At 62.9% G+C, this 20,244-nt stretch carries 18 protein-coding genes and 2 pseudogenes; 9 read left to right on the top strand and 11 right to left on the bottom strand.

Annotated features, from left to right (window positions below):
* Window positions 1-15 precede the first annotated feature (15 nt).
* Window positions 16-453, bottom strand: coding sequence for a helix-turn-helix domain-containing protein (locus tag WDU99_RS13855; protein WP_337333046.1), 438 nt, complete (start codon window positions 451-453; stop codon window positions 16-18).
* Between the two features lie 265 nt (window positions 454-718).
* Here WDU99_RS13855 and WDU99_RS13850 point away from each other — a divergent pair, with 265 nt between their 5' ends.
* The 5 genes from WDU99_RS13850 to WDU99_RS13830 all read left to right on the top strand — a co-directional run bounded on the left by WDU99_RS13850 (window position 719) and on the right by WDU99_RS13830 (window position 5,154).
* The gene (locus tag WDU99_RS13850; protein ID WP_337333045.1) at window positions 719-1,912 is read left to right on the top strand and encodes an MmpS family transport accessory protein; all 1,194 of its coding nucleotides are present in this window, start codon (window positions 719-721) and stop codon (window positions 1,910-1,912) included.
* Window positions 1,913-2,134: 222 nt separating this feature from the next.
* A complete protein-coding gene (locus WDU99_RS13845) occupies window positions 2,135-2,602 on the top strand; it encodes a hypothetical protein (protein WP_337333044.1) in 468 nt (155 codons plus the stop codon).
* 48 nt (window positions 2,603-2,650) lie between these two features.
* Window positions 2,651-2,902: a helix-turn-helix domain-containing protein gene (locus tag WDU99_RS13840; protein WP_337333043.1), complete on the top strand. Its 252-nt coding sequence runs from the start codon at window positions 2,651-2,653 to the stop codon at window positions 2,900-2,902.
* A 393-nt stretch (window positions 2,903-3,295) separates the two neighbouring features.
* Window positions 3,296-3,628, top strand: a complete 333-nt coding sequence (locus tag WDU99_RS13835; protein WP_337333042.1) for a hypothetical protein — start codon at window positions 3,296-3,298, stop codon at window positions 3,626-3,628.
* Window positions 3,629-3,723: 95 nt separating this feature from the next.
* Window positions 3,724-5,154 (top strand): ApeA N-terminal domain 1-containing protein, encoded by a 1,431-nt coding sequence (locus WDU99_RS13830; RefSeq protein ID WP_337333041.1) that lies wholly within the window; start codon window positions 3,724-3,726, stop codon window positions 5,152-5,154.
* A gap of 34 nt (window positions 5,155-5,188) precedes the next feature.
* Here WDU99_RS13830 and ribA read toward each other — a convergent pair whose 3' ends face one another.
* From ribA to WDU99_RS13815, 3 genes are all read right to left on the bottom strand, one after another.
* Window positions 5,189-5,806 carry a GTP cyclohydrolase II RibA gene (gene ribA / locus WDU99_RS13825; protein WP_337333040.1) on the bottom strand — a complete coding sequence of 206 codons (618 nt, stop codon included), beginning with the start codon at window positions 5,804-5,806 and terminating at the stop codon, window positions 5,189-5,191.
* On the bottom strand, window positions 5,806-6,357 hold the full coding sequence (locus tag WDU99_RS13820) for a DUF4231 domain-containing protein (RefSeq protein WP_337333039.1): 552 nt from the start codon (window positions 6,355-6,357) through the stop codon (window positions 5,806-5,808). Before WDU99_RS13820 ends, ribA begins: the two co-directional genes overlap by 1 nt.
* Window positions 6,358-6,545: 188 nt before the next feature.
* Window positions 6,546-7,607, bottom strand: coding sequence for a restriction endonuclease (locus WDU99_RS13815; protein WP_337333038.1), 1,062 nt, complete (start codon window positions 7,605-7,607; stop codon window positions 6,546-6,548).
* Window positions 7,608-7,691: 84 nt separating this feature from the next.
* Between WDU99_RS13815 and WDU99_RS13810 the strand changes: the two genes are divergently transcribed.
* Entirely contained in the window at window positions 7,692-8,261 is a 570-nt protein-coding gene (locus WDU99_RS13810; RefSeq protein ID WP_337333037.1) for a hypothetical protein, read from the top strand.
* A gap of 110 nt (window positions 8,262-8,371) precedes the next feature.
* Here the strand turns inward: WDU99_RS13810 and WDU99_RS13805 are convergent, their stop codons facing one another.
* The 4 genes from WDU99_RS13805 to WDU99_RS13790 all read right to left on the bottom strand — a co-directional run bounded on the left by WDU99_RS13805 (window position 8,372) and on the right by WDU99_RS13790 (window position 14,673).
* On the bottom strand, window positions 8,372-9,406 hold the full coding sequence (locus WDU99_RS13805; RefSeq protein WP_337333036.1) for an Eco57I restriction-modification methylase domain-containing protein: 1,035 nt from the start codon (window positions 9,404-9,406) through the stop codon (window positions 8,372-8,374).
* Between the two features lie 2 nt (window positions 9,407-9,408).
* Complete coding sequence (locus tag WDU99_RS13800) at window positions 9,409-12,708, bottom strand: DEAD/DEAH box helicase (RefSeq protein WP_337333035.1); 3,300 nt, start codon at window positions 12,706-12,708, stop codon at window positions 9,409-9,411.
* Window positions 12,701-13,342: a DNA methyltransferase family protein gene (locus tag WDU99_RS13795; RefSeq protein ID WP_337333034.1), complete on the bottom strand. Its 642-nt coding sequence runs from the start codon at window positions 13,340-13,342 to the stop codon at window positions 12,701-12,703. Before WDU99_RS13795 ends, WDU99_RS13800 begins: the two co-directional genes overlap by 8 nt.
* 101 nt (window positions 13,343-13,443) lie before the next feature.
* Complete coding sequence (locus tag WDU99_RS13790) at window positions 13,444-14,673, bottom strand: AAA family ATPase (protein ID WP_337333033.1); 1,230 nt, start codon at window positions 14,671-14,673, stop codon at window positions 13,444-13,446.
* 146 nt (window positions 14,674-14,819) lie between these two features.
* Between WDU99_RS13790 and WDU99_RS13785 the strand changes: the two are divergent.
* Window positions 14,820-15,065, top strand: a pseudogene (locus WDU99_RS13785) (transposase); the annotation flags it as partial.
* A gap of 383 nt (window positions 15,066-15,448) precedes the next feature.
* Here the strand turns inward: WDU99_RS13785 and WDU99_RS13780 are convergent.
* Window positions 15,449-15,841 (bottom strand): Fic family protein, encoded by a 393-nt coding sequence (locus WDU99_RS13780; protein WP_337333032.1) that lies wholly within the window; start codon window positions 15,839-15,841, stop codon window positions 15,449-15,451.
* Here WDU99_RS13780 and WDU99_RS13775 point away from each other — a divergent pair.
* Entirely contained in the window at window positions 15,840-16,037 is a 198-nt protein-coding gene (locus tag WDU99_RS13775) for a hypothetical protein (RefSeq protein WP_337333031.1), read from the top strand. The two genes, WDU99_RS13780 and WDU99_RS13775, sit on opposite strands and share 2 nt — an antisense overlap.
* 133 nt (window positions 16,038-16,170) lie before the next feature.
* On the opposite strand, the gene WDU99_RS13770 is transcribed toward WDU99_RS13775, so the two are convergent.
* Complete coding sequence (locus tag WDU99_RS13770; protein WP_337333030.1) at window positions 16,171-16,995, bottom strand: hypothetical protein; 825 nt, start codon at window positions 16,993-16,995, stop codon at window positions 16,171-16,173.
* A gap of 1,492 nt (window positions 16,996-18,487) precedes the next feature.
* Here WDU99_RS13770 and WDU99_RS13765 point away from each other — a divergent pair.
* On the top strand, window positions 18,488-19,237 hold the full coding sequence (locus WDU99_RS13765) for a hypothetical protein (RefSeq protein ID WP_337333029.1): 750 nt from the start codon (window positions 18,488-18,490) through the stop codon (window positions 19,235-19,237).
* Between the two features lie 547 nt (window positions 19,238-19,784).
* On the opposite strand, the pseudogene WDU99_RS17285 reads toward WDU99_RS13765, so the two are convergent.
* Window positions 19,785-20,102: pseudogene (locus WDU99_RS17285) on the bottom strand (DUF1643 domain-containing protein); the annotation flags it as partial.
* Window positions 20,103-20,244: the final 142 nt, after the last annotated feature.

Genomic DNA, 20,244 nt, shown 5'->3' with positions numbered 1-20,244 from the left:
TGTCGCTGCTGCGATCTACTCGCCGCCGAAGTCCGCCTCCAGCAGCTCTCGCACTGCGGCTCGGCGCTGGGCCTCGCGCTCGTCGCGGAACCGCGACAGGTCGCTCCACCGGACACGACGATGTGTGCCGCGCATGACGGCGGGCAGCTTGCCGTCCTCGATGAGCTTCACGAGCGTTGGCCGGGATACGCCGAGCACGTCGGCAGCATTCGACGTCGTCAACAGCTCGGGCATCGACGCCAGCACGATTCGTCCGCCTTGCACCATCCGGTGCACGATCGAGTCAAGGACCTCGGCAAGGTCTGTGGGGACCTCGATCTGCTTGCCGGTCTCGGTCGTGATCACGACGCTAGACACCTTCTCGTCACCGGCCTGCTCGACGACACGAGCCGCTTCGGCGCGCAGCCCATCGGTGATCGTCAGGGTCGGGCGCGCAGCTGTTACGGCAGTCATGATCTCTTCCTTCATCGCATCGATGACCGCGTCCCCAGGGCGATCATCCACTTGCTTTCGTTTGTAAGCGTAAGCTTAAGTGGAAGTTCTGTAAAGGCGGCCCAGCGAACACTGCGTTCAAGGGGCACAGGTCCCAGCGTCGGGAAGTCAGCACCGTCAAGGCAACGGTGTCCGGTGCAATTGCCAGTTTAGATAGGCTCAGCACCAACTGTGCCTGGCCCTCTTGGACGGCGGCACGTTCGGAGCGACTGCTGGGGAGATGTGCGTGACGGTCAACGAAGAACCGAAGAGCCAGTCTGTGGTGGCCAGGCTCTGGCCACCACGACGGATGCATTACGTCATTCTCGGCGCCGTCGTTGTCGCGGTGGCCGTGGTGATTGCAGCGTTCGTCCTGATCGACAACCTCACTCGCGTCGCTGTGCCCGATCTGGTCGGTCAGGGCCCCACTGAGGCCATCACAGCGATCAGCGACGCTGGACTCGCCTATGAACCGTTCGAGGCTGCGTCAGACGCGGTCTGTACCACCGATCCTCCGCTATCTGATCACTGTGAGGTGACGGGACAATCGGCCGCTCCTGAGTCACGAATACGTCCGGGAACGACGCTGAAGCTCTCGATCGAGCTCATCGAAGTCGCGATCCCAGACTTCACCGGCCTCACTTACGATGACGCAGCCGCGCTTGCCAAGCAATCGTTCATCCAGGTGAAGCCTGACAGCGACGTCATCAGCAAGATCACCGGCTTCGGCGAGTGGAACGTGCTCGCACAGGAACGCGAGCCTAACGAGGTGGTCGAAGCGGACACTCTCATAGAGCTGTCCCTGGATGCACCACTCGTGGACGTACCTCGCGTGATCGGGATGCCCTTCGGTGAAGCGGTCGAAGCACTCGAAGCAGTGGGAATCACCGCGGGCTACTCTTCGGTCCCGGGCTCGACGAGCGATGCGAGGCTGTTCGTTCGCGCAGCGAGCCCCGCACCGAGTGAGGGAAAGCGGCCCGTCGGATCCACCGTGACCCTGGACTGGGGATACAAGGTGCCCAAGGTGGTGGGGCTCACTGAAGGCGAAGCCGTCCGGACGCTGGAGGAGGCCGGATACTCCGTCGACGGCTACGAATACGGATCGAAACTCGTCTCAAAGCAGAACCCGGCGGCCGGCACCATCGCGGACAACAGCAAGCCGATTGAGCTCGCCCTGGCGCCGCCGACCGTGGTCTATGAGGTTGTCAGCGATGGGTCACGTGCCACGATCACGTGGATCGCGCCGGGGACGTACAACATCAGCCAAGCGGTAGATGCCTCGCTGCCGTGGAAGAAGACGTTCGAAACTGACAGAAGCCCCGAGAACTTCAATGCGCAGATCATGAACGGCTCGAAGGTTACGTGCAACATCTACGTCAACGGAGAGCTGTTGAGGACCAACACATCGACCGGGCAATATTCCATCGTGAGCTGCGGGTAGCGTCCGAGCTTCAGTCGCGCTCACGCGCCGCCATTGCGGTCATCCACGCCGACGGCGATCGGAGCGAACCGAGGCGCCGCTATGATCTGCGCTATGGGGAAACTGCGCTGGGCCGCTCTGGGGACATGGGGTGTCTTGACAGCCGGCATTCTGATCGCTGCGACAGGGTGCTCAGCCACCTACAACTCGCCCACTGCGTACGAGAGCCCGCAGCCGGCTCCTGTGGACACCACCTCCGCAGACGGATGTGACATCCTGGTCGCCGCCCCAGGCGGGCTCGCCTCGGAGGTTGCGGCGAGGAAGAACTGCGTCGAGGTCAACGGCAAGTGGGTTCCCGCGGAATCAGCGCCGCCATCCGGCTCGACGTCGACGACCCGGGACTGGGCGGCTGGAGGAACGACCTGGCCGGATGGTGGGACATCGTGGTCTGAAGCAGCGCGGTATGCCGGCCAGACACTAACAGTATGCGGGCCGCTCGCCGGCAGCGGATACTCCACCGATGACGCGTTCTTGAATCTCGGCCTGGACTACCCAGACAGTGGTCGCTTCCAGATCGTGATCTGGGACGTAGGTCGTCTCGAATCGATTCCACTCGGCGCCACGCTGTGTACGACTGGGCGCATCACTCTCTACGAAGGCGTGGGCCAGATTGAGCTGACTGACCCCGGTGCAGTACTCATCTACGATTAGGACAGCGTCGCGCTACGAACGACAGATAGGTACGAGTACCCTGGGGCTATGGCCCGTACAGCTTCTGCCGCCGCCGCATATATCGGCGCCCGGATCTCCGCCGCCCGCAAGGCCCGGTCGATGACCGCGGACCAGCTCGCCGTCGCGAGCCGGATCGACTCATCAAACATCCGCGGCTACGAGGCAGGGCGCTCCCTGATGAACGTGCACTCGCTGGTGCGCATCGCTGAGGCGCTCGAGGTCGATGCCGGCGAGCTGCTGCAGGGCGTGATCGCGGAGATGTTCGTGCAGGAGCGGTGAGGGATGACGAAGGACACTGGGAATCCTGCACCGCGTGGGCGGGTGTCTTGGCTACGGAGGCGGCCGTGGCTTGTTGGAGTCATCGCTGGTGCGTCTGTCGTTCTCGCATCAGCCGGCGCAGCCCTTGCCGTCCCGGCCATCCGCTCGGCGCTCTTCACCGACTCTAGTCAAGTCCCCGTCGCCGCCCCGAGGGAGACGAACCAAGCACCAGCCCCTCTGGCAGGCGACCTGCTCCCCTCCAACCGAGAGCTCTTGTCGCCCACCCCTGTGACAACGAAACCGTCACCTTCGAACGCTCCACAACCGGAGCGCCCGCAGACGCCACCAACCGAGCAACGAGATGCTCCTGCGCCTGTTTGCCCGGCGGGCGAGATCAGCATCATCTACGCTGAGATGCAACTGGACGCGACCGCGTGGACCGCGGGCGTGATCCGCAACGATTCCGACACTCCAGCACGCGTCATGGGCACACCAGGAGCCTGGGGTGTTGACGCCACCGGTACGAATGTCATACCCGTTGGCGGGTACTTCCAACGCCACACCGATGAACTTTACCCAGGCGATTTCGCTGAGTTCCAGGTGACGTCGGCACCGGTCACAGCAGAGGAACTAGCAGCGGTCGTCGAGTGGCGATACCAAGGGGACGACGAGTACCTCTCTGCGCGCTGGTACACGACACCTGACTGCTCGAACAGAGCACCTATCGTGGTTCACATCATGCCGTGATGGCTCCATCCGCCGATGTGGTTCGGTCCCCCTGGGACTCAGATCGCACTAGCTAGGCGCCACCAGACACGCATCCTCTAGACCAGGATTGTGGAATGAACAGCTTCAGTGTCGCGATCGGTCAGTGGTGGCTGGTGGATTCACCGCTGGATCGAGTGTCGGGCGTCATCGACTGGAAGTTCGTTGATGACCGACTCACCTGGACGCTATTGCTCGATGGGTCGCTGCCGGATCCCAACGAACCCGGCTATAGCGAGGGGCGGACGCTCCATGGCATCACCTCGGCAGGCAAGCTGACGCTCATGCACGCGCACCCGGTCGGTCCGTTCACACACCGTACGGGCTTCGGGGAGCGAGCACTGGAGCACATCAGCCAAACCTGGGAGGGCTTCACCTTGCTCCAAGGGGACCACGTGACTGACGTTGACTTGTTCACTCGCGCCTCCTTCACCACCAGCCACCTATGGGATTGGATCGGCCCTTCACGCCTGAACCAACTCGCAAGCGAGCGCCGACGAGTGTCGCTTGAGGAGCCTGGACCGTGGCTTGAGGCTGACCTCGGAGATGACCGGAAGCTTGCACTAGCAACATATGAGAACCGCATTTTCGGCAGAACGAAGCGCTCGTCAGACACCTACGGGATGTACCAGCTCCACGCACCCAACGGCATGCGCGTTGAGGAGATTCGAGACCTTGCCTTCCGTCTGACGAGTCTCCATGCGATCGTGATGGACACTCCGTCAGATGTCCAGGAGCTGACGTTCGGTGAGACGGCGGAGAAGGACGTCGTCATTGAGATCAACCCGCGCCGACCTGGTAGTGAGGACCAACCGGGTGAGCTACATGATCCCCTGTTCGACACATGGGAGATCGGCTTCCCCCACTTCATCCAGCGATGGCTTGAGCTCACTTCCAAGAGTCGACACCTGATGAGTGCCGCAACACCTCGCAAGAACGGCATGACAGTCGAGAGCATGCTGATCGAGACGTGCAATGGACTGGAGTCGCTCGCGGAAGTCGCTCTCACTGCGCCCGGCTTGCGTCAGGCTGACCAAGAGACTCTGGAGAAGCTCAAGGCGGCAGGACTCAACAGCGCGGAGCGCCGCGACTACAAGAACTACCTCGAACAGCGCAGGTGGACGCTCCAAGACCGGCTGGTCGCCCTGGCCGAGACGCTCGGTGAGGAGTCGGCTGAATGGCTCTTCGGGGCACCATTGTCTAACTGGGCAGGAGCCGTGTCCAGGTTGCGCAACGCACTCACCCATGGAGCGCCGCTTCGCAACGACTTGATGAACGACTTCGAGTTTGTTGGATCGGCAGAGCAGTCGACCACGCTGCTTCTGCGCCTCGCTCTACTGAAGCACGTCGGATACGCCAACCAGCGATCCGATTCTCCCGATGAACTGCTTCGCAGCAACGGCCGGCGTGTCGCCGGGCACCCGAACTCGCGGCTCTTCAACGAGTGCAGATCCCTTGCCCGATACGCCGGACGCTGGCACGAATGGCATGATCGGCTCGAGAGGTGACGGTGGTCTGGCCTTCACCGAGTCGTGCCGGTATCTATTGATGTTCTGGCATCATGACGTCGTCCAGAAGGTGCCCCATCTTCAACCGTTTGGTCGTCAGATAAGACCACGAGTCGGCCGTGGGAGGGATCTGTAGTTCCACTCTCGTCACTCGGATGTCGGCAGACTCAAGCCCTTCGACCTTCCTGGGGTTGTTCGTGAGCAGACGTAGCTTGCGGACGCCGAGATCGCGCAGAACCACGGCTACGCGGGCGTACTCACGGGGGTCGATCCCGACGCCTAGGCGCTGATATGCATCATGAGTGTCCAGACCCTCCCTGTCGCCGAGCGAGAGTCCGCGGATCTTCGTGAGGAGGCCAGCGCCACGCCCATCGCAGATCATGTAGACGACATAGCCTCCTTCCGCGAACACCGCCTCAAGGCTGGTATGGAGCTGCTCGTGACAATCGCAGTCGGTGCTTCGGAAGATTTCCGCGGTGTAGCACGCGCTCTGCACTCGTACGAGAGGGTCGTCGAGTGTCGGATCAGGCCGAGGCACTTCGATGCACAGAACGTTGTCCTCCTCATGCGGCCCGAAACTGTAGACATGTAGTGTCCCGACGCCGTAATGACTCTTGAACTCACACGCGGCGTGCTCGAAGATCTCAGTCATCAACCTTGATTCCCCGCGGGTGAACCGGCAGAGGATAGGTCGGATCTGCTCGGAATCAGTCCCTCCCACTCCTCCTGCAGATCGAGTTCGAGTTGGGCGACTTTGGCGGCAAGCTGCCGATCGCGCTCATCTCCGTCATACGGAGGAGCCTCAAAGCGGTACTTCTTCTCCTCTGCTTGAACGAGCCGTTGGTAGCGCCGGTAGAGAACCCACCGCTCGTGTGGGCGCTCGAGCCCGTTGAGCGCGACGAGCAACGCTGACAGCGCCGCAAGCACACTTGGTGCAACCTTTCCCCACAAGTAGTTGTCACCGGATAGGCCGATCAACACGGGAATCGCCGCCGTGCTGACAGTCATGGCAACCGTCATGGCGCGCGCACGCCGTTTATTCTTGTCTGCCTTCTTGCCAATTGAGACGGCAACCGCAGCGCACTCTTCCTCCGGGGTCTGCGGCTTCGTGGCTAGCCTGGCGGGGCGTAGTGTCTGCTTTCTTGAATGCACATCGATATAGTGGCATCTCTTGGGTCGACTCATGGCCAGCGGCAGGCTCAAGTTCGAGCACTCACGCATCGAGTGCGGACGCTACAGCGGGGTAATGAACGCCGCAGCTACCAGGTAGAGTGCGTTGCTGGTGCGAATCGCCGGAGCATTCGAGGTCGATGCCGACGAGCTACTGGTGGGTGCGACTGGTGAGATGCTCGTGCAGGAGCGCTGAGCGATAGCTGCCTCCGGGTGTGCGCTCAGCTGAAAGAGAACGCTTCGGGTAGTCCCTTCGCGATTGCATCACGAGCGAGTTCGTTGAGTCCAGACAACGTCCCGTTCACCGCATCATACCGGAACAATGCGATCCCTGCCGCGGCGGCAAACTGCAGACCCTGTTCCGTGACGCCGGCACTGGTGAAGAGCAGGCCACCCTTCGAACGGACTGAAGCGACGCCGTGGAGATCGCGGATGTCTCGGAACTCGACGGTCGATCGGCGATTCAGGTTCTTGACCTGAGCAACGAAACGTGCGCTCTCGACGTCTACGCCGCCATCGCCGCTGAAGCGAGTGACCGTCGAGTCGAGCTCATCCAGATGCCGCATCCAGTCGGCTACGAGAAGCTCCGCTCCCTCGTGAGAGACTCCGTACGGTTGAGGAGCGGGCTTGGGATGGGTGCGGAGCGTCGCGTCGGCGTCGGGCTGTTGCTTTTTCGCCGCGAGTGCGGCTGAGTACTCTTCGAGAAGCGACAATGGGTCGGCCCAATCATCCTCGCGCTCGGGCACCAGGCTTCTCGCGGTATCCATTGCGTCGTGCCAGGCTTCAATTTCTGCGTCAGCCTCATCGTAAGGGAGCTCGACTAGTTCACCCAGAACGTCACGAATCTGCAGATGACCTGGTGATGGTAGGGCGAAGCCGGTAAGGATCTCCCTGAGCGCGGGGTCGTCGCACACCTCCAGATACAACACGCCTGGATCCGGTGGAGTTCCTTTACGCTTGCGCTCAGGCAGCCCGTACCACTCGTTGATTTTCTCGTTCCGCCACCAAACAGCGAACTGCGCCTCTACCAGCGCGGTATACGCTAGCGCGTAGAGGTAGGGACCATCATCCTCGATCTGCTCTTCTGAGACCGTCTGCTCGGGAGTGAGTCTGTATCGACGACGTGTGTGCGCCAATGCGACCTTGTTCAGCGCCGCGCTCGCGAGCTCGATGAAGGGTTCACTCGTGTGTCGAGCATAGGTGTGCGGATCCGGAAGCCAGCATCCGAAGTACGCGCCAAAGCCCCGTGCCCATTCGTCATCTTCGGGATCGAGATCAATCACAGGCCCATCATTGCATCCTGTGCTTCGTGGCCTCGCGGACGCCTCCGTTGGGCAGGCAACGCTGGCTGCTGACACAATGACGAGGTGACCGAACTCGAACCTGATGATCTCCGCTGGGCTGAGAGCTTTGGTGCGCGCTGGGGTGTGGAGTATCCCGATCCAATGGCATCGACAGCCGAGATCTCTCACGCCGCCGCCGAGGCTGCGAACACGCCACTCAATCAAGCGGCTGTTGCCCATCAGAAGCGGGTCCTCGGGGTCGATGAGAACGCCCAGCTGACCTCCGAACAGGCGGCGGCCGGTGCGCCGTACCTCATGGCGCTGGCGGAGGTTGTGCTCCGCGAAGTGCAATGGGCGATCTGGTGGCGGCGAGATCAGATTAAGCGCGACGGCAACGATCCCGGGCCCAAGTATCTGACCTACCGCCCTAAGCCGGGCTTCCGCGAGTTTCTGGAAGCGGTGGGACCCACAACTGGAGGGAGGATCAACTTAACACCCGAAGGCGGTCAGCCCCGCAACGCGCACCTTCCCACCGAAACCGAGATCGAGACCGCGGAGCCAGAGAACGCGCAGGTCACGACACCGGCCGCATCGGACGATATTGAGACAACCCGAACTCCGTTCTGGCGTCGCTGGAAGAGGAGAGACGATTAGAAGTCGAACCTAAAACCCATCGCCCGTAACGGGACGGTGAATGCCTCTACCTCCTGCCATGTTCGGCATCGGCTGCTCCTCACGCGGGACTTAGCAGATGTCAGGCGACCTCACTCCATTGGCTTGATCTTGTCCTCGATGAACGCGATCTCTGCTTCGTCGAGCCCGTACTTGGTGTATAGCTGCTGATCGATCTCCGGGACGGATTTAGCCCAGTCGATGTCGGAGGACGTCGTGAAGTCCTGCAGGGGGACGTACTTCCAGACCTTGGCGGGGTTGTGCTGGGTAATCTTCAGGACACCGAGCATGGCGCGAGCAAACTTCGTCTTCACATATTTGAGACACGCCTGAGCGTGAGCCTCGACATCGAATGCCCCGATCGTGATGAACGTCTGCGTGACGGCGGCCTCCGGCTCAACGACAAGGGGGCTGGAAAGCACCTCACCGAGAGCGCCGGAACCATTCGCGGCCGTGACTACCACCTTGAACTTGCTGAAGCTCGCAGGGCCAGTGATGTAGTCCTTGAGGATCCAGCGCGAGAACCGACGGTTCTTGATTAGGCCTAGAACCTGTACGTACTCCTGCCCATCCTGAGGATGGTCCGCGTGATAGAGGAACGAGAACTGCTCGAAGGTGTTCGTGTTCACCAGCGCAGCGTTTCCGTCCGGACGGAGCGCCTGAGCCTCCGGGTGTTGGTCATACAGCGCGTCGGTGTAGCGGAATGAGCGTGAGCTGGTGATAGTCGGGGCTATTGAAGCGTCGTTCGTGGCGTTCACCTTGTGGAGGATCTCGTTGAGCTCCGGGTAGCTCGTGAAAGTGTCGATCGGCTCGTCGTCACGCTCTTCATCCCAGTAGGTAACGGCGATCCCGCCCTTGATGTCGGTGCCCGGGAAGAGGTCGTTGCTGTTCGGCACGTAGTGAGGCACCGACAGATGGGGGTCGGCAAGCATCTTCTCGTTCCACGCTTTCGGCGTGAAGCCGGCGTTGAACAAGAATCGCGCCGGGGTGATGAGCACGACCTTCGAGCCGACCTCGTACGCAGCATCCATGAACCGGTGATATACGGGCGTATCCCTGGTCCCTGACCCCTGCGCCTCCTCCTGGTACGGAGGATTCCCGATGACGACGTCGAACTTCTTGCCCATGATCAGTGCCCTTCCGTCAGCATGTCGTCGATTGCACTCTCGCGCTCCGCGGCCGTCATGGTCGAGAGATCACCCACGACGAAATGCCGGGACGCCTCGATCCACTCCTTGCGCTCTGGGACACCGCCGGAAACGGCTTGGAGGGTGATCTCGTGGAGGATCTTGTTGTGGCTCATCTCGAACACCTGCGAGGTGAGGATGTGCTTGAGCCGTACGTCTTCGTCGGGTATCGCGTCGGCGAGACCGGCGTGAAGCCGGCGGACGATCTCCATGAGGAAGAGACCTGCGGTGGAGAACAGATCGGCGAAGGTCTTCTCCGGATCGCTGAAGATGCCGGGGTTCTCCGTCTCGAGCGTGTCGACCATCAGCTTCACGACCGCCGGCGGAGTGAACACCAGCGATGTCTTCTGCTGGGGAATGTAGGCGAAGATGTCCTCGGTCTGCGCATCGTCGAAGTAGTCAGCAAGCTCAGCCTTCTTGGCGAGGAACTCTTGGATCGACTGATCGAAGACCTCCTCATCGAAGAGCCCAGGGATGGTGACGACCGTGCCGTCGGGCTCGGTGATCGTCTGCCCGTCGCGTAACAGGCGGAACTCCTCCTCGGTGATCCCGGTGACCTCTTCGAAGACGTCGTCGGGGGTGTGATCGTCGAAGTTCGACAGGCGGATCTCGGGCTTGCCGTAGGCCATGAGGAACATCGGGATCGTTCTGGCGAAGCCGCGCAGGTGGCTGCGCACGTCGTCCATGGCGGTGTTCGCGCGCTTCTGCTCCTTCTTGCGCTCCTCGCGCTCGACGACCTCGGGGACGACGGACTCCATGGTCTCCTGGTAGATCGCGACCAGAGACTGCTCGAAGGCCTTCTCCTGCTCGACCTTCTTGGCCTCGAGCTCGTGGAACTGGTCCTCGGTGGCTGCTGTCTTCATCTCGTCATCGAGATGGTGCTGCATGATGGTGCGCTCCGCGAGGGCGCGCTCCACCTTGGCACGCACGATCTGCTCGGTGTTCTTCTCGTCTCGATCGACCTGTTTCGCGGTGAGTTCGTACTCCTCTCGGAGCTCTGCGCGCTTGGGGCGCAGCTGCTCGGTCACCGCGGTGGCGATCTTCTTCGCTGTCACCGCGGCTTTGTCGCCGGGGTTCACGGACGGCACGTCTTCGATGCTCCAGACGGGCTGCCCGAGCTCGGCGACCTTGGGGTTGATGACCATCTCGAAGTCGACCTGCGCGGTGCCGGTCTCGTCCACGACGGGCGGGGGCACAGGAAGGTCGATCGGGGTGCTCTTTTTGACCTTGCCCTGTTCCGCAGTGGGGAGCTTGTCGAGGATCGCCTTCACATGCTCGGAGTAGCGGAAGATGCCGGAGACGTTCTCGAAGAGCAGGTTCGAGAGGAACCCGCGGCGCACGACCTCGCGGGCCTTGAACACCTGTGGGAACGCCAGCACCTGGGACGCGTCGAGTTCGACCATCTGCCCCTCGGCGTCCTCGCCGATCACGGGGAAGAAGTTCAGCAGCGTCCGGATGCTCTCCTGGCGGGCCAGGCGATCGCTGGTGGGCTGCGGGTTGAGGTCGCTGGCGAACTGATCGTAGATCGTGAGCGTGCGCTCAGGGGCGAAGTCGAAGATGTAGGCGTTCTGCTTCTGATAGAGGCGCCCCGAGCGCTCGAACGTACAGGGGTTCTGAGCGCGGAAGGCCGCCTGCATGTACTGGGCCGGAGATGCCATATTCGACAACATGATCACGGCGGTCCACTCGGGCACGGTGACCCCGGTGGTCAGCTGGCCGACCGACAGGGTGATGGTCTTGCCGCCGGCGGCTTCTGCTGTGGCGATCGCCGAACGCACCCTGTCGAGGGAAGCACCCGTCGCTGCAGCGTCGGTGGCCTCCGCGTCGAAGGAGCGACCGTCGCCGGCGGCGAGGATCACCGTGTAGTCCCGGAACACCTCGTGCTTCTTCAGCAGCCGCTCGAGCGCCTTGGCGGACGCGACGCGGTCCAGCAGCCAGAACGAGTGCCGGATCTCGTCCCGCAGCTCCGGGGTGGAGAAGGGGTACTTCTCGTTGGTCGTGAGCCGGTCGAGGAAGGTGATGATCTCCGCCTCGTGGACGAAGAAGCCGTTGGTGTCCTTCGTTGAGAAGAACTCGCCCAGGTCGAAGGCGTAGTCGATGTTCGCGTCGTCTTCGTCGACGGCGACGCCCTCGGCTAGGCGGTCCGAGATCATCCGGGACATCTGGTAGGTGAAGAGGTTCAGCTTCGGCAGACGGGCGTAGGGATTCTCTTCGCCATTGTCGACCCAGCTCTCGCGCGCGTCCTGCTCGTCCTCGTAAGTCCAGTTATAGATCTGCTCGGCGCCGAATTTCCCGGCCGCCAGCGCCTTGAACGGGGTACCAGACAGGTGCAGAGTGTGAACGCGCTTGATGTACTCGAAGGCGAGATCGGTCTTGAAGGTGTCGACACCCTCATGCGCTTCGTCGACGACGAGCAGATCCCACGTCGTATCGGTGATCTCCTTGAGCTTATCGATGGAGCCGCCGAAGTACTTCGAACCCTTGAGGTCCTGCAGCGAGACGAACTCGACGATGCGGGGATCGTCGTCCTGGTGCTCGAGGGAGAACGCGCGCCACTGATCGCGGGTCATCGGTGACCTGCTGGCGAGGGAGGGGGATTCGGAGACGAACTGGTAGGTCGTCTGGTGTCCGATGAAGCGGGTGAAGTCGTCGAACCAGGAGTTCGCGATCGCGGGGCGGTTGGTGACGATGAGCACCTTCTGAAGCTCGAGCGTCCGCATGAGGTGGTAGGTGGTCAGCGTCTTGCCGAAGCGCGGCTTGGCGTTCCAGAGCACGGCGTCGTGGTCGTCGCCGAAGGCGCGCACAGCCAGGTCGACAGCGGCCTGCTGCTCGGGACGCAGCTGGTAGTCGCTCGGATCGTCTGACTTCGACAGCCCGGTGTAGTCCTGGCCGGCGAAGTCGTTGAAGTACTCCAGCGAGCTCTTCGCCGCGCCCTCGAAGCGGTGCCACTCCGTGCGCTTGGGGGTCGTCTCGCGCTCGATGCCGTGCTGCTTGAGGAACGCGTGGAACTCGACGTCAGTGAACGCGCCGCCGGCCTCAGAGGTGAACAGCGCCCTGCGCGACCAGAGCTTGACCTTCTCGACCGACATCTGGGACGCCTGCTGTGCGATGCGCGCATCGGCGGTCTCCTGCTCGGTGTACCCGATCTTCTCCCAGCCGTCGTACTTCGGGACATCCGGCGTCGTCCAGGAGTAGATCAGCGGTGTGACTTCGCTGAATGTCTTGATGGTCGGCTTAGGCAACGCTGCTGATCCCCTCGTGAACCCGATCGATACGGCACGCCTCGTAGTGGTCGTAGACCGTGAAGTCGAAGCCCTCACTGCGCATCGATGCGAGTGTGAAGGGCTCTCGCTGCACCATATCGGGCTTGCCGGGCACGCGGTGCCACCAGGAGAACTGGATATCGTCTCCCTGCCAGTCAAGGCCGGTGAGCGTGTTCCCCCGGATGATGTTCGCGTCGATCAGGAACGCCGCAGCGCGATACAGGTCTGTGTCAGGCGTGCAGGGGATGTCGTGGTCTTCGTGGAAGCCCACGAACGCCTCCAGCATCGAGTCCTTGGCGTCCTGGTGGTTGTCCTCGAGCAGCTCGATCCCGTAGATCGAAGCGAGGGCGAACAGGGTCGTCTCACGCCACTGGTCTGAAGGGTAAGCCCTGGCGATGGCGTTGAGCTTGCGCTGCAGGATCGCGACCAGGAAGTTGCCATCCCCGGCCGCCGGCTCCAGGAAGGTCTTGTCGACGAAGTCGGGGCCGTCTTCGAGCTCGTCTGCGACCAGGTCGAGCATTTGATCGACCATGTAGCGCGGGGTGAACACCTCGCCGTAGGTCTTCACGCGGTGTCGCGACTTCACGATGAGCTCCTCAGCGACCAGCGTCATTGGATACCTCCCATTATGTGGGCCTGACGACAGGCGGAGTGGACGCTGCGGGGCTTCAGCGCACCGGGTCGGACGGGCGATGTGATGGCGAGCTCCATGGCTCAGACCTCCGGCCAGTCGCTGGTCAGATACGCCTCCAGCGCTCTGTGCCGGAACGTGTAGAGCCGGCCGCGGTCGATGATGCCGCGTTCGCGGTCCAAGCGCTGCGACGTGGTACCGGCATCGGTGGCCTTGCTGAGCCCCATCGCCTCGGCGATACGGCTCAGGGTGCGCTCCTGCGGAGGGAGGGCGGCCATGGCTTCGACGAACTGCTTCTCCCGTCCCGGGAGCCGATCGAGGATGCGCTCGATGTGGGCGGTGGCCTCGCGCCTTGCGGTGCGCCATCCGCGACGGACGTCGTCGACCGTGATGGTCTGGGTCGTGTCGGCGTACCAAGCCTGCTCGCCGGCGAGCTGGAACAGGAACGGCTCCCCACGGCACAGGTCGACGATCGCGGTTGCGGCCTTCTGCTCCATGTGGATGCGGACGGTGCCGCCGGCCCCGTCCGAGACCTCCCACCCTTGCAGGACGAACTCCTGGAGGGCAGCGGAGAGGTCGTCATCACTGAGAGGCTCGAGCGTTTCCGTCTTGAACCGGCGGGCGAAGGTGGCGACCTTGCGGGCCTTCGCCATGTCCTCGAAGTCGGGGAGGCCAGTGAGGTAGACCGCGATGGGGAGATTGCGCTTGATCCTGCCGCCGGGGACATCGACGGTGATCTCGTGGATGATCGCGTCTCCCAGGGCGATGAGCAACTGAGAGAGCGCCTCGCCGTCGGTGATGTTCTGCACCTCGTCGATGTGGATGAGAACCATGACGTCCCCCCGCCGGGCAGCGGCGGTGCCGATCTCTACGAGGAGGTCCGTCAGAGCCGAGTGGGGCTCGGGCCCTTCCCGGTCGCGCAGGGTGAGCCCTACGCCCGAGACGGCGACAGCCTGGACCCTGGAGAGCGCATCCGCGATCCGGTGCTCTCTGGATGCCGGAAGACCTGCGGCATCGGCCAGCTTGAGGAGGGCACTGGCGACGAGCTTGAGCGGGTCGGCACCGGAGGGGACTCTCAGCTGGTCGGTCACCCAGTCGCCGGCGGCTGCGGCGTCCTTGGCGATCCGGCGCACGAGCGTGGACTTGCCGAGCCCCGGCTCGCCGAGGATGGTGCGACCCCGCTCGTACAGACCGGCGATGCGTCGTGGTCGCAGGACGTCGCGCCAGTCGCTCAGCTGTGATGTCCGCCCCGCCCACACTGCCGGGATGACATCGGATCCGGGATTGAACGGGTTGTCGAGCGCGTCTCGCATTCTGGTAACTTTACCAAGCAGGTCGGACATTGGTAACTTTACCAGCGTCGTGTTGGCGAGCTCGTCCGCGCCAAGCCGACAGGCTGCGGGGTTCTTGCTTTCTCTCCCGAGTGCTCTGGTCGCAGGTCTGGTTCAACACCCCCAACGAGCGCCTCAACAGGGAGATCCGCCGCCGCACCGACAGCGTCGGGGTCTTCCCGAACCGTGACGTGATCGTCCGCCTCGTCGGCGTCGTCCTCGCCGAGCAGACCGACGAATGGGCAGAAGGACGCCGCCACCTCGGCCTCGACATCCTCGCCAAGCCCCGCCTCACCCTCGAGACCGACACCGATACCGATACCGATGCGGAAGCGGAGGCGATCGACCGGCCTGTCCTCGAACTCAGCGCCTGACCCATCAAAACGAAGGACACCGAGTTACACCACTCCGCGGGGCTTGACCTAGCACGAAGGAGTCCAGTTGCGTGGTGTGCTCCCTCACAGAGAGCACGGTCATGCGCGGGATGGAAGCCATCTCGTCACTCCACCTGCGCGGCGGCTGCACTACAGCGCCGTGTATCAGCGCCGCCGCCGCCGAGCGCGGGCACCGAAGGTGTCCAGAGCCGCGAGGAGCTCGGTCGCCTGCCAAATGCGGTTGCGACGCCCGGAGCTGATCTGCGTGAGCACGCCGGCGTCAACGAGGCGGTCGATAGCATTATGCGCGGCAACATCGCTGATCTCCAGCTCAGCAGTGATGCTCCTGGCGCTAACGACCGGCTGGCGAAGGAGCTACTCCTTCACACGGTGCACGGACGCGTCGCGGCGGGCGGTGGCATCGTGTCCCAGCGCTGAGCGATGGTCTGGATGTCTGGGACCAGTCGTCTGCCGTTGCCCACTGCCGCGAACGCCGCCTCTGCCACTGCTCTGACGATCGATTCGGGGTTGCCCTGGCGGTAGTCCTCGAGCGCATCGAAGGAGTCCGCCAGCTTGTGCAGCAGCCCCGCCGACACGGACACCGCCACGTTCCGTGTCAGCCGGCCGCGGCGCAGCATGCTCTGCAAGAACCCACGTCCTGTTCGTCCGTTGCCGTCGGGGAACGGGTGAATGGTCTCGAACTGCGCGTGCGCAATGGCCGCCTGGACGAGCACCGACACGTCCGTGCGCCGGGAGAATCCTATGAGGTCGGGCATGACAGTGCTCGTCAGTGAAGTGGCTAAGACTGTCGACCAGCTGGTCAACCACGCCGTGCACCCGCAGTGGACGTCACAGGAGGGTTCCATGAAGGCGATCAAGCGTGAGCTGAACGCCCTCTTCAAGAGGTACGGTCTGCCGCGCACCGGCGAGCCGATGGCGTCGGCATGGAAGTACATCCTGAAGCACTACTGAGTGGCGCGGTCGAGGTCGCCGTCACCATCAGCAGCTTCTTCGAGTACTGACAGGTGATGTCACTCCAGTAGATGACGGTTCAGCGCCGTGTGGGCCGCTTCGTGCGGTGAGGTCAGAGTGGTCGAGAGGTGTTCTAGGGCTTTTGGAGCTCGAAGTACTCCGTGTGCATTTCTGAGATCATTTCAAACCGCTTCACCGGATTCATGGTGCTCTTGCGGATCTCCCGTTCGAACCGCTTCCTGTGCTCTTTCAAGGCCGCCAAGTACGCCTTGCGCTGCTTCTTGTTCACAGACTCGCGGCGCCTTTTCTCCTCTGTGCTCTCGCCATCTACTGGTGGCTCGAACGATGGCGCCGGGAAGTCCTCAAACCACACGCGAGATGGTGGCTTGCGTTCCTTCGGCACCGGCGCAGGCTTGGGTTCCTTCGGCACCGGCGCAGGCTTGGGTTCCTTCGATACTGGCGCCGACCCCGGCTCCTTCGACAACGGTGCCGATGGCCGCTGCTGAGCTGAACGCAGGGCCGCCACCTCTTCGCGCAACTTCTCGACCTCTGACTTCTCTGAGGTATCAGCTGCGTCTGCTTGCATGGGCTGGGATGTGGCCAGCGTCGGCCTATAGGAAGATTTCAACGCTCGTTTGTAGTCACCCGGAGACCCGGCGAAGTGGGCGACATTGCCGTCCCGGAAGCGGATGACGAACTGGACGACATCTTTCTTGAACGCTTTCGGCGCCAATCCTCCGACCAGCATTCCCACCGGGCCCGCGACAATTGCTCCGGCCATCATCCCCGCCCCACCGGCTGCATAGTTGTACTCTTTGCCAGCGCCGGCAATGTCGACTGATTCGACGGTCTCTGCGTTCAGCTCCCAGGTCCCGGTCGGAATCCGCGAGATCATCCCAGACACAATCGCATATACGCCAAACGAAGGGAGGGTGCCGCCAAGGTACTTGAGTGCCATGGCCAGAGCATAGCGGTGGCCTCGGTCATGCGCGCAGGGTGACGAGTTTCTGTCCGGGGCTCGGCGAGCTCTGGTGAGTTCATGGTGGTCCTCGTCGGCGTGGACGGCATGGACCTTCAGGTTGCCGTCCCCGGTGTTCAAAATCCTGATGACGTCCTCGAACTGCTGCTCGAAGCGCGTGACGCGCGCGAGAGAGCCTCCGGTGCTGCCAGATCGGCAATCGGCCTGTCAATGTCGCCCGATACGTCGGCGGCGTCATGTAATGGCTTTGTGCTGACGACGTGGGCTGCAGCTGTGGGAGCGACACGTGGCAGGCAAAGAGCATGCTGTTTGAGTCCTATGCACCCGGGCGGTGTCCGTAGGGGTGGGGATCTGTATCGCCATCTGCATGGTGTAGAAGTTCGTGCCATCGAAGCGTGTTTTTTGGGCTACGGCAAGCCCGCCTCGCGATGGCAGGAGAAGCGCCATGCCGCTATGCACTCCGCGAACCATCGGCCCCGTCTCGAGTTGGAGCCGAACGCTTCTCCTTGAGGGCGCCCTGCCGAGCGCCCAAGTTGAAGTCCGCGAAAACGGACCGACCGGACGGGTCCTCCTGAACGACGCGGCCGCGGGCGGCCGCGACCGGTTGTCGCTGCCGGGAGGTGCCATTTTGGCGCCCGGCGCACGGCTGTTCGCAATGCAGACGGATCTTGGCGAGGCCAGCGCCTGGACCAGCGCCAACCTCGCGGTGAGCTTGTACTTGCGTTGCTCGAGAAGGACAAGTTCCGGCTTTCTAACGCGCCACAGCACTCGCGCTCGTCACCGGGCGCACTGGCTTCCTGCGCCACTAGACGCTGATTGCATCATTGATGCCCGCCGAGGTCGCGGTCGTTCGGACACCGACGGTGCGTCATCACTGACTCCCCCGTTACTCCGCATCTATTCCGCATAAACAGCGACACTGTCCAACAAGGCGTGATTGCGAAAAGCAACGCTGATCAGGGCTGAACGAAGATTCTGCAAGTCCGCAGAAACCCTTGATAGACCGAAACTCATAATCGAAAGGTCACCGGATCGATGCCGGTCGGAGCCACAAGGATCATCATTACAGTGATCCCAGAAACCCTCGCGTAGCTTCTACATCGCGGGGGTTTTGCTTTGTCCTCGTGGGTCCCGGTCGTTGAGCGAGCGAAGCGAGACGAAACGCGCTTCGCTCCCTCGGTCGCAGAGCCCGCGAAGCGAGACGAGAACGCACCGCCTCTCCCGGTCGTTGAGCGAGCGAAGCGAGACGAAACGCGCTTCGCTCGCTCGGTCGCAGAGCCCGCGAAGCGAGACGAGAACGCGCTGCTCGTGGAGCGTGTGCCGGTCTTGTGCCGGCATCGAGGTCGCTGACGCTGTCGGAGACGCACTGTAACCTCGAGTTGGCGGCGGGCAGTAGCCCTCGGAGCCGGCAGTCTTCCGGACGGTACGACGAGCTGGCTCACGGTACCGCGCAAGACGAAACCCCGGCGATGTGGCCATTGCCAGTGATCGTTCCGGGGTCTTCCTGAACAAGCCTACGACCAGGGTCCTGAATGTCAACCGAGCCGGCATCCTGACGCCTGAGGACTACGACGCGCTCCTCCCCCTCGTCACCGCCGAGCGCCTCGGTTCGTACGTTCGCGCCACCAAAGGCACGACGACCGACGCGTTCAAACTCTACGAATGGAACATGCGCGCTGCCGCCAGCGTCATGGAGCTGACGTCGATGGTCGAAGTGATCACGCGAAACGCGCTCGACGCACAGCTGCGCGATTGGGCGCAGCGGAAGCGGGCTGGAGCATCCTGGCTCGATACGATTCCCGTCGATGCTCGAGGACTCAAGGACCTCCGACAGGCGCGCGACCGGGCAACACGCAAAGGAAAGCGTGATGAGGTACACGGTCGCGTCGTCGCAGAGCTCTCCCTCGGGTTCTGGCGCTACCTGGTGGAATCCCGCTATCTGACCTCGCTCTGGGTCCCCTCAACCCATGCCGCTTTTCCCTTCGGGCATCCGGATCTCCGCACAAGGCAGAAGGACGTGGCCTTCGGGATGCAGCAGCTCAACTACGTGCGGAACCGAGCCGCCCACCATGAGCCGATCCATCAGCGTGACCTCGGTAGGGATCTTCAGCTCGCCCTCGACCTGGCCGGCTGGATCTCGCCGACGGCCCTGAAGTGGGTCACCGTCACCACATCATTGCGATCGCTCATCGCAGAACGGCCCACCCACCGAGCCGAGTGACGCCCACGATAGGGTTCCTGAGAGGATCCAGCAGCCTGCTGGACAAATCTCCAACGTCCCGTTGGCGAATTCTCCGCAGTAGTCCAGCGATCCACTGGACCATTCGTGCAACGGTCCGTTACACCGAGTGCCCGCAGCTTTTGTATCCAGTTCGGGACACAAATGTTGCATGAGCCACTCCACCATCGCGCTACTCGGCTCGATTGCCGCCGAGCGATGGGGCTTGTTGCCTGTCGACGGCCGGCACTACTTGACAGGCCCCCAGAATCCACAGCCGTTCGAAGTGAAGCCTTCACCGTTGTTCGGGCGAACGGTGAGCCCGTTGTGCGCCGCGGTGATCGACCGCATCGGCCGTGACCCGCTCGATCGTGGACGAGGCGGCAGACGCCGTACGCATCATGAGCCCGCTATGGGTGTTGACGTCGCGCTCGCACGATGACGACGCCGATCGCGATGAGCGCCGCACTCGCCGCGATCACGATCGACGCCCCCAGGATCAGAAGCGCGGCGAGCATGCGACCATCATGACAGCCGCGAGGAGGCCCGCCTACCGAGCGCGCCCAGCGGGTCGAGCGACAGCGGTGTAGCGTCCGACGTCGAACGGCTGCAGCGGTGCGGTCGCGGGTTGATACAGCGGGTGTCGCGGATGCCCGTGCTTCGTCGGCTCACCCAATGACACCCAGTCGCATCCCGATGCTGACGTCATCGTCAGGATGCCGCGGAGCAGGTCCTGCAGGTAGGGCCGCGATGTGATGAGCGTGCCCCACGCCCCGAGCAACGTCAGGGGGCGGCCGGCGACGACGCGGTCGACGTGGCGCTCGTTCGCCGATGTGAGTTCCGGCCGTGGCGTGCGGTCGAGCCCCTTTGGGTCGGTGGCGTCATGCCCATCCGCTCCCGTCCGCTTCGACTATTCCACAGTGCCCTCGGCCGAACCGCGGTCACCGACTTCCGATCTCACAGCCGGCCGATGGCAAAGAGCCCTATTCTGGTCGTGCCCTGTCACTCCA

The organism is Microbacterium bandirmense, assembly GCF_037204185.1.
In the GTDB taxonomy this organism is placed as follows: Bacteria; Actinomycetota; Actinomycetes; order Actinomycetales; family Microbacteriaceae; genus Microbacterium; species Microbacterium bandirmense.
This window is presented reverse-complemented; position numbering and strand designations above follow the sequence as displayed.

What these genes read in the sequence shown, in the direction of transcription:
- WDU99_RS13855 (WP_337333046.1), bottom strand. Translation starts at nt 453, where the DNA reads ATGACTGCCGTAACAGCTGCGCGCCCGACCCTGACGATCACCGATGGG.
- WDU99_RS13775 (WP_337333031.1), top strand. Translation starts at nt 15,840, where the DNA reads ATGACAGTGCTCGTCAGTGAAGTGGCTAAGACTGTCGACCAGCTGGTC.
- WDU99_RS13770 (WP_337333030.1), bottom strand. Translation starts at nt 16,995, where the DNA reads ATGGCACTCAAGTACCTTGGCGGCACCCTCCCTTCGTTTGGCGTATAT.
- WDU99_RS13830 (WP_337333041.1), top strand. Translation starts at nt 3,724, where the DNA reads ATGAACAGCTTCAGTGTCGCGATCGGTCAGTGGTGGCTGGTGGATTCA.
- WDU99_RS13790 (WP_337333033.1), bottom strand. Translation starts at nt 14,673, where the DNA reads ATGCGAGACGCGCTCGACAACCCGTTCAATCCCGGATCCGATGTCATC.
- WDU99_RS13795 (WP_337333034.1), bottom strand. Translation starts at nt 13,342, where the DNA reads ATGACGCTGGTCGCTGAGGAGCTCATCGTGAAGTCGCGACACCGCGTG.
- ribA (WP_337333040.1), bottom strand. Translation starts at nt 5,806, where the DNA reads ATGACTGAGATCTTCGAGCACGCCGCGTGTGAGTTCAAGAGTCATTAC.
- WDU99_RS13780 (WP_337333032.1), bottom strand. Translation starts at nt 15,841, where the DNA reads ATGCCCGACCTCATAGGATTCTCCCGGCGCACGGACGTGTCGGTGCTC.
- WDU99_RS13835 (WP_337333042.1), top strand. Translation starts at nt 3,296, where the DNA reads ATGCAACTGGACGCGACCGCGTGGACCGCGGGCGTGATCCGCAACGAT.
- WDU99_RS13805 (WP_337333036.1), bottom strand. Translation starts at nt 9,406, where the DNA reads ATGGGCAAGAAGTTCGACGTCGTCATCGGGAATCCTCCGTACCAGGAG.
- WDU99_RS13840 (WP_337333043.1), top strand. Translation starts at nt 2,651, where the DNA reads ATGGCCCGTACAGCTTCTGCCGCCGCCGCATATATCGGCGCCCGGATC.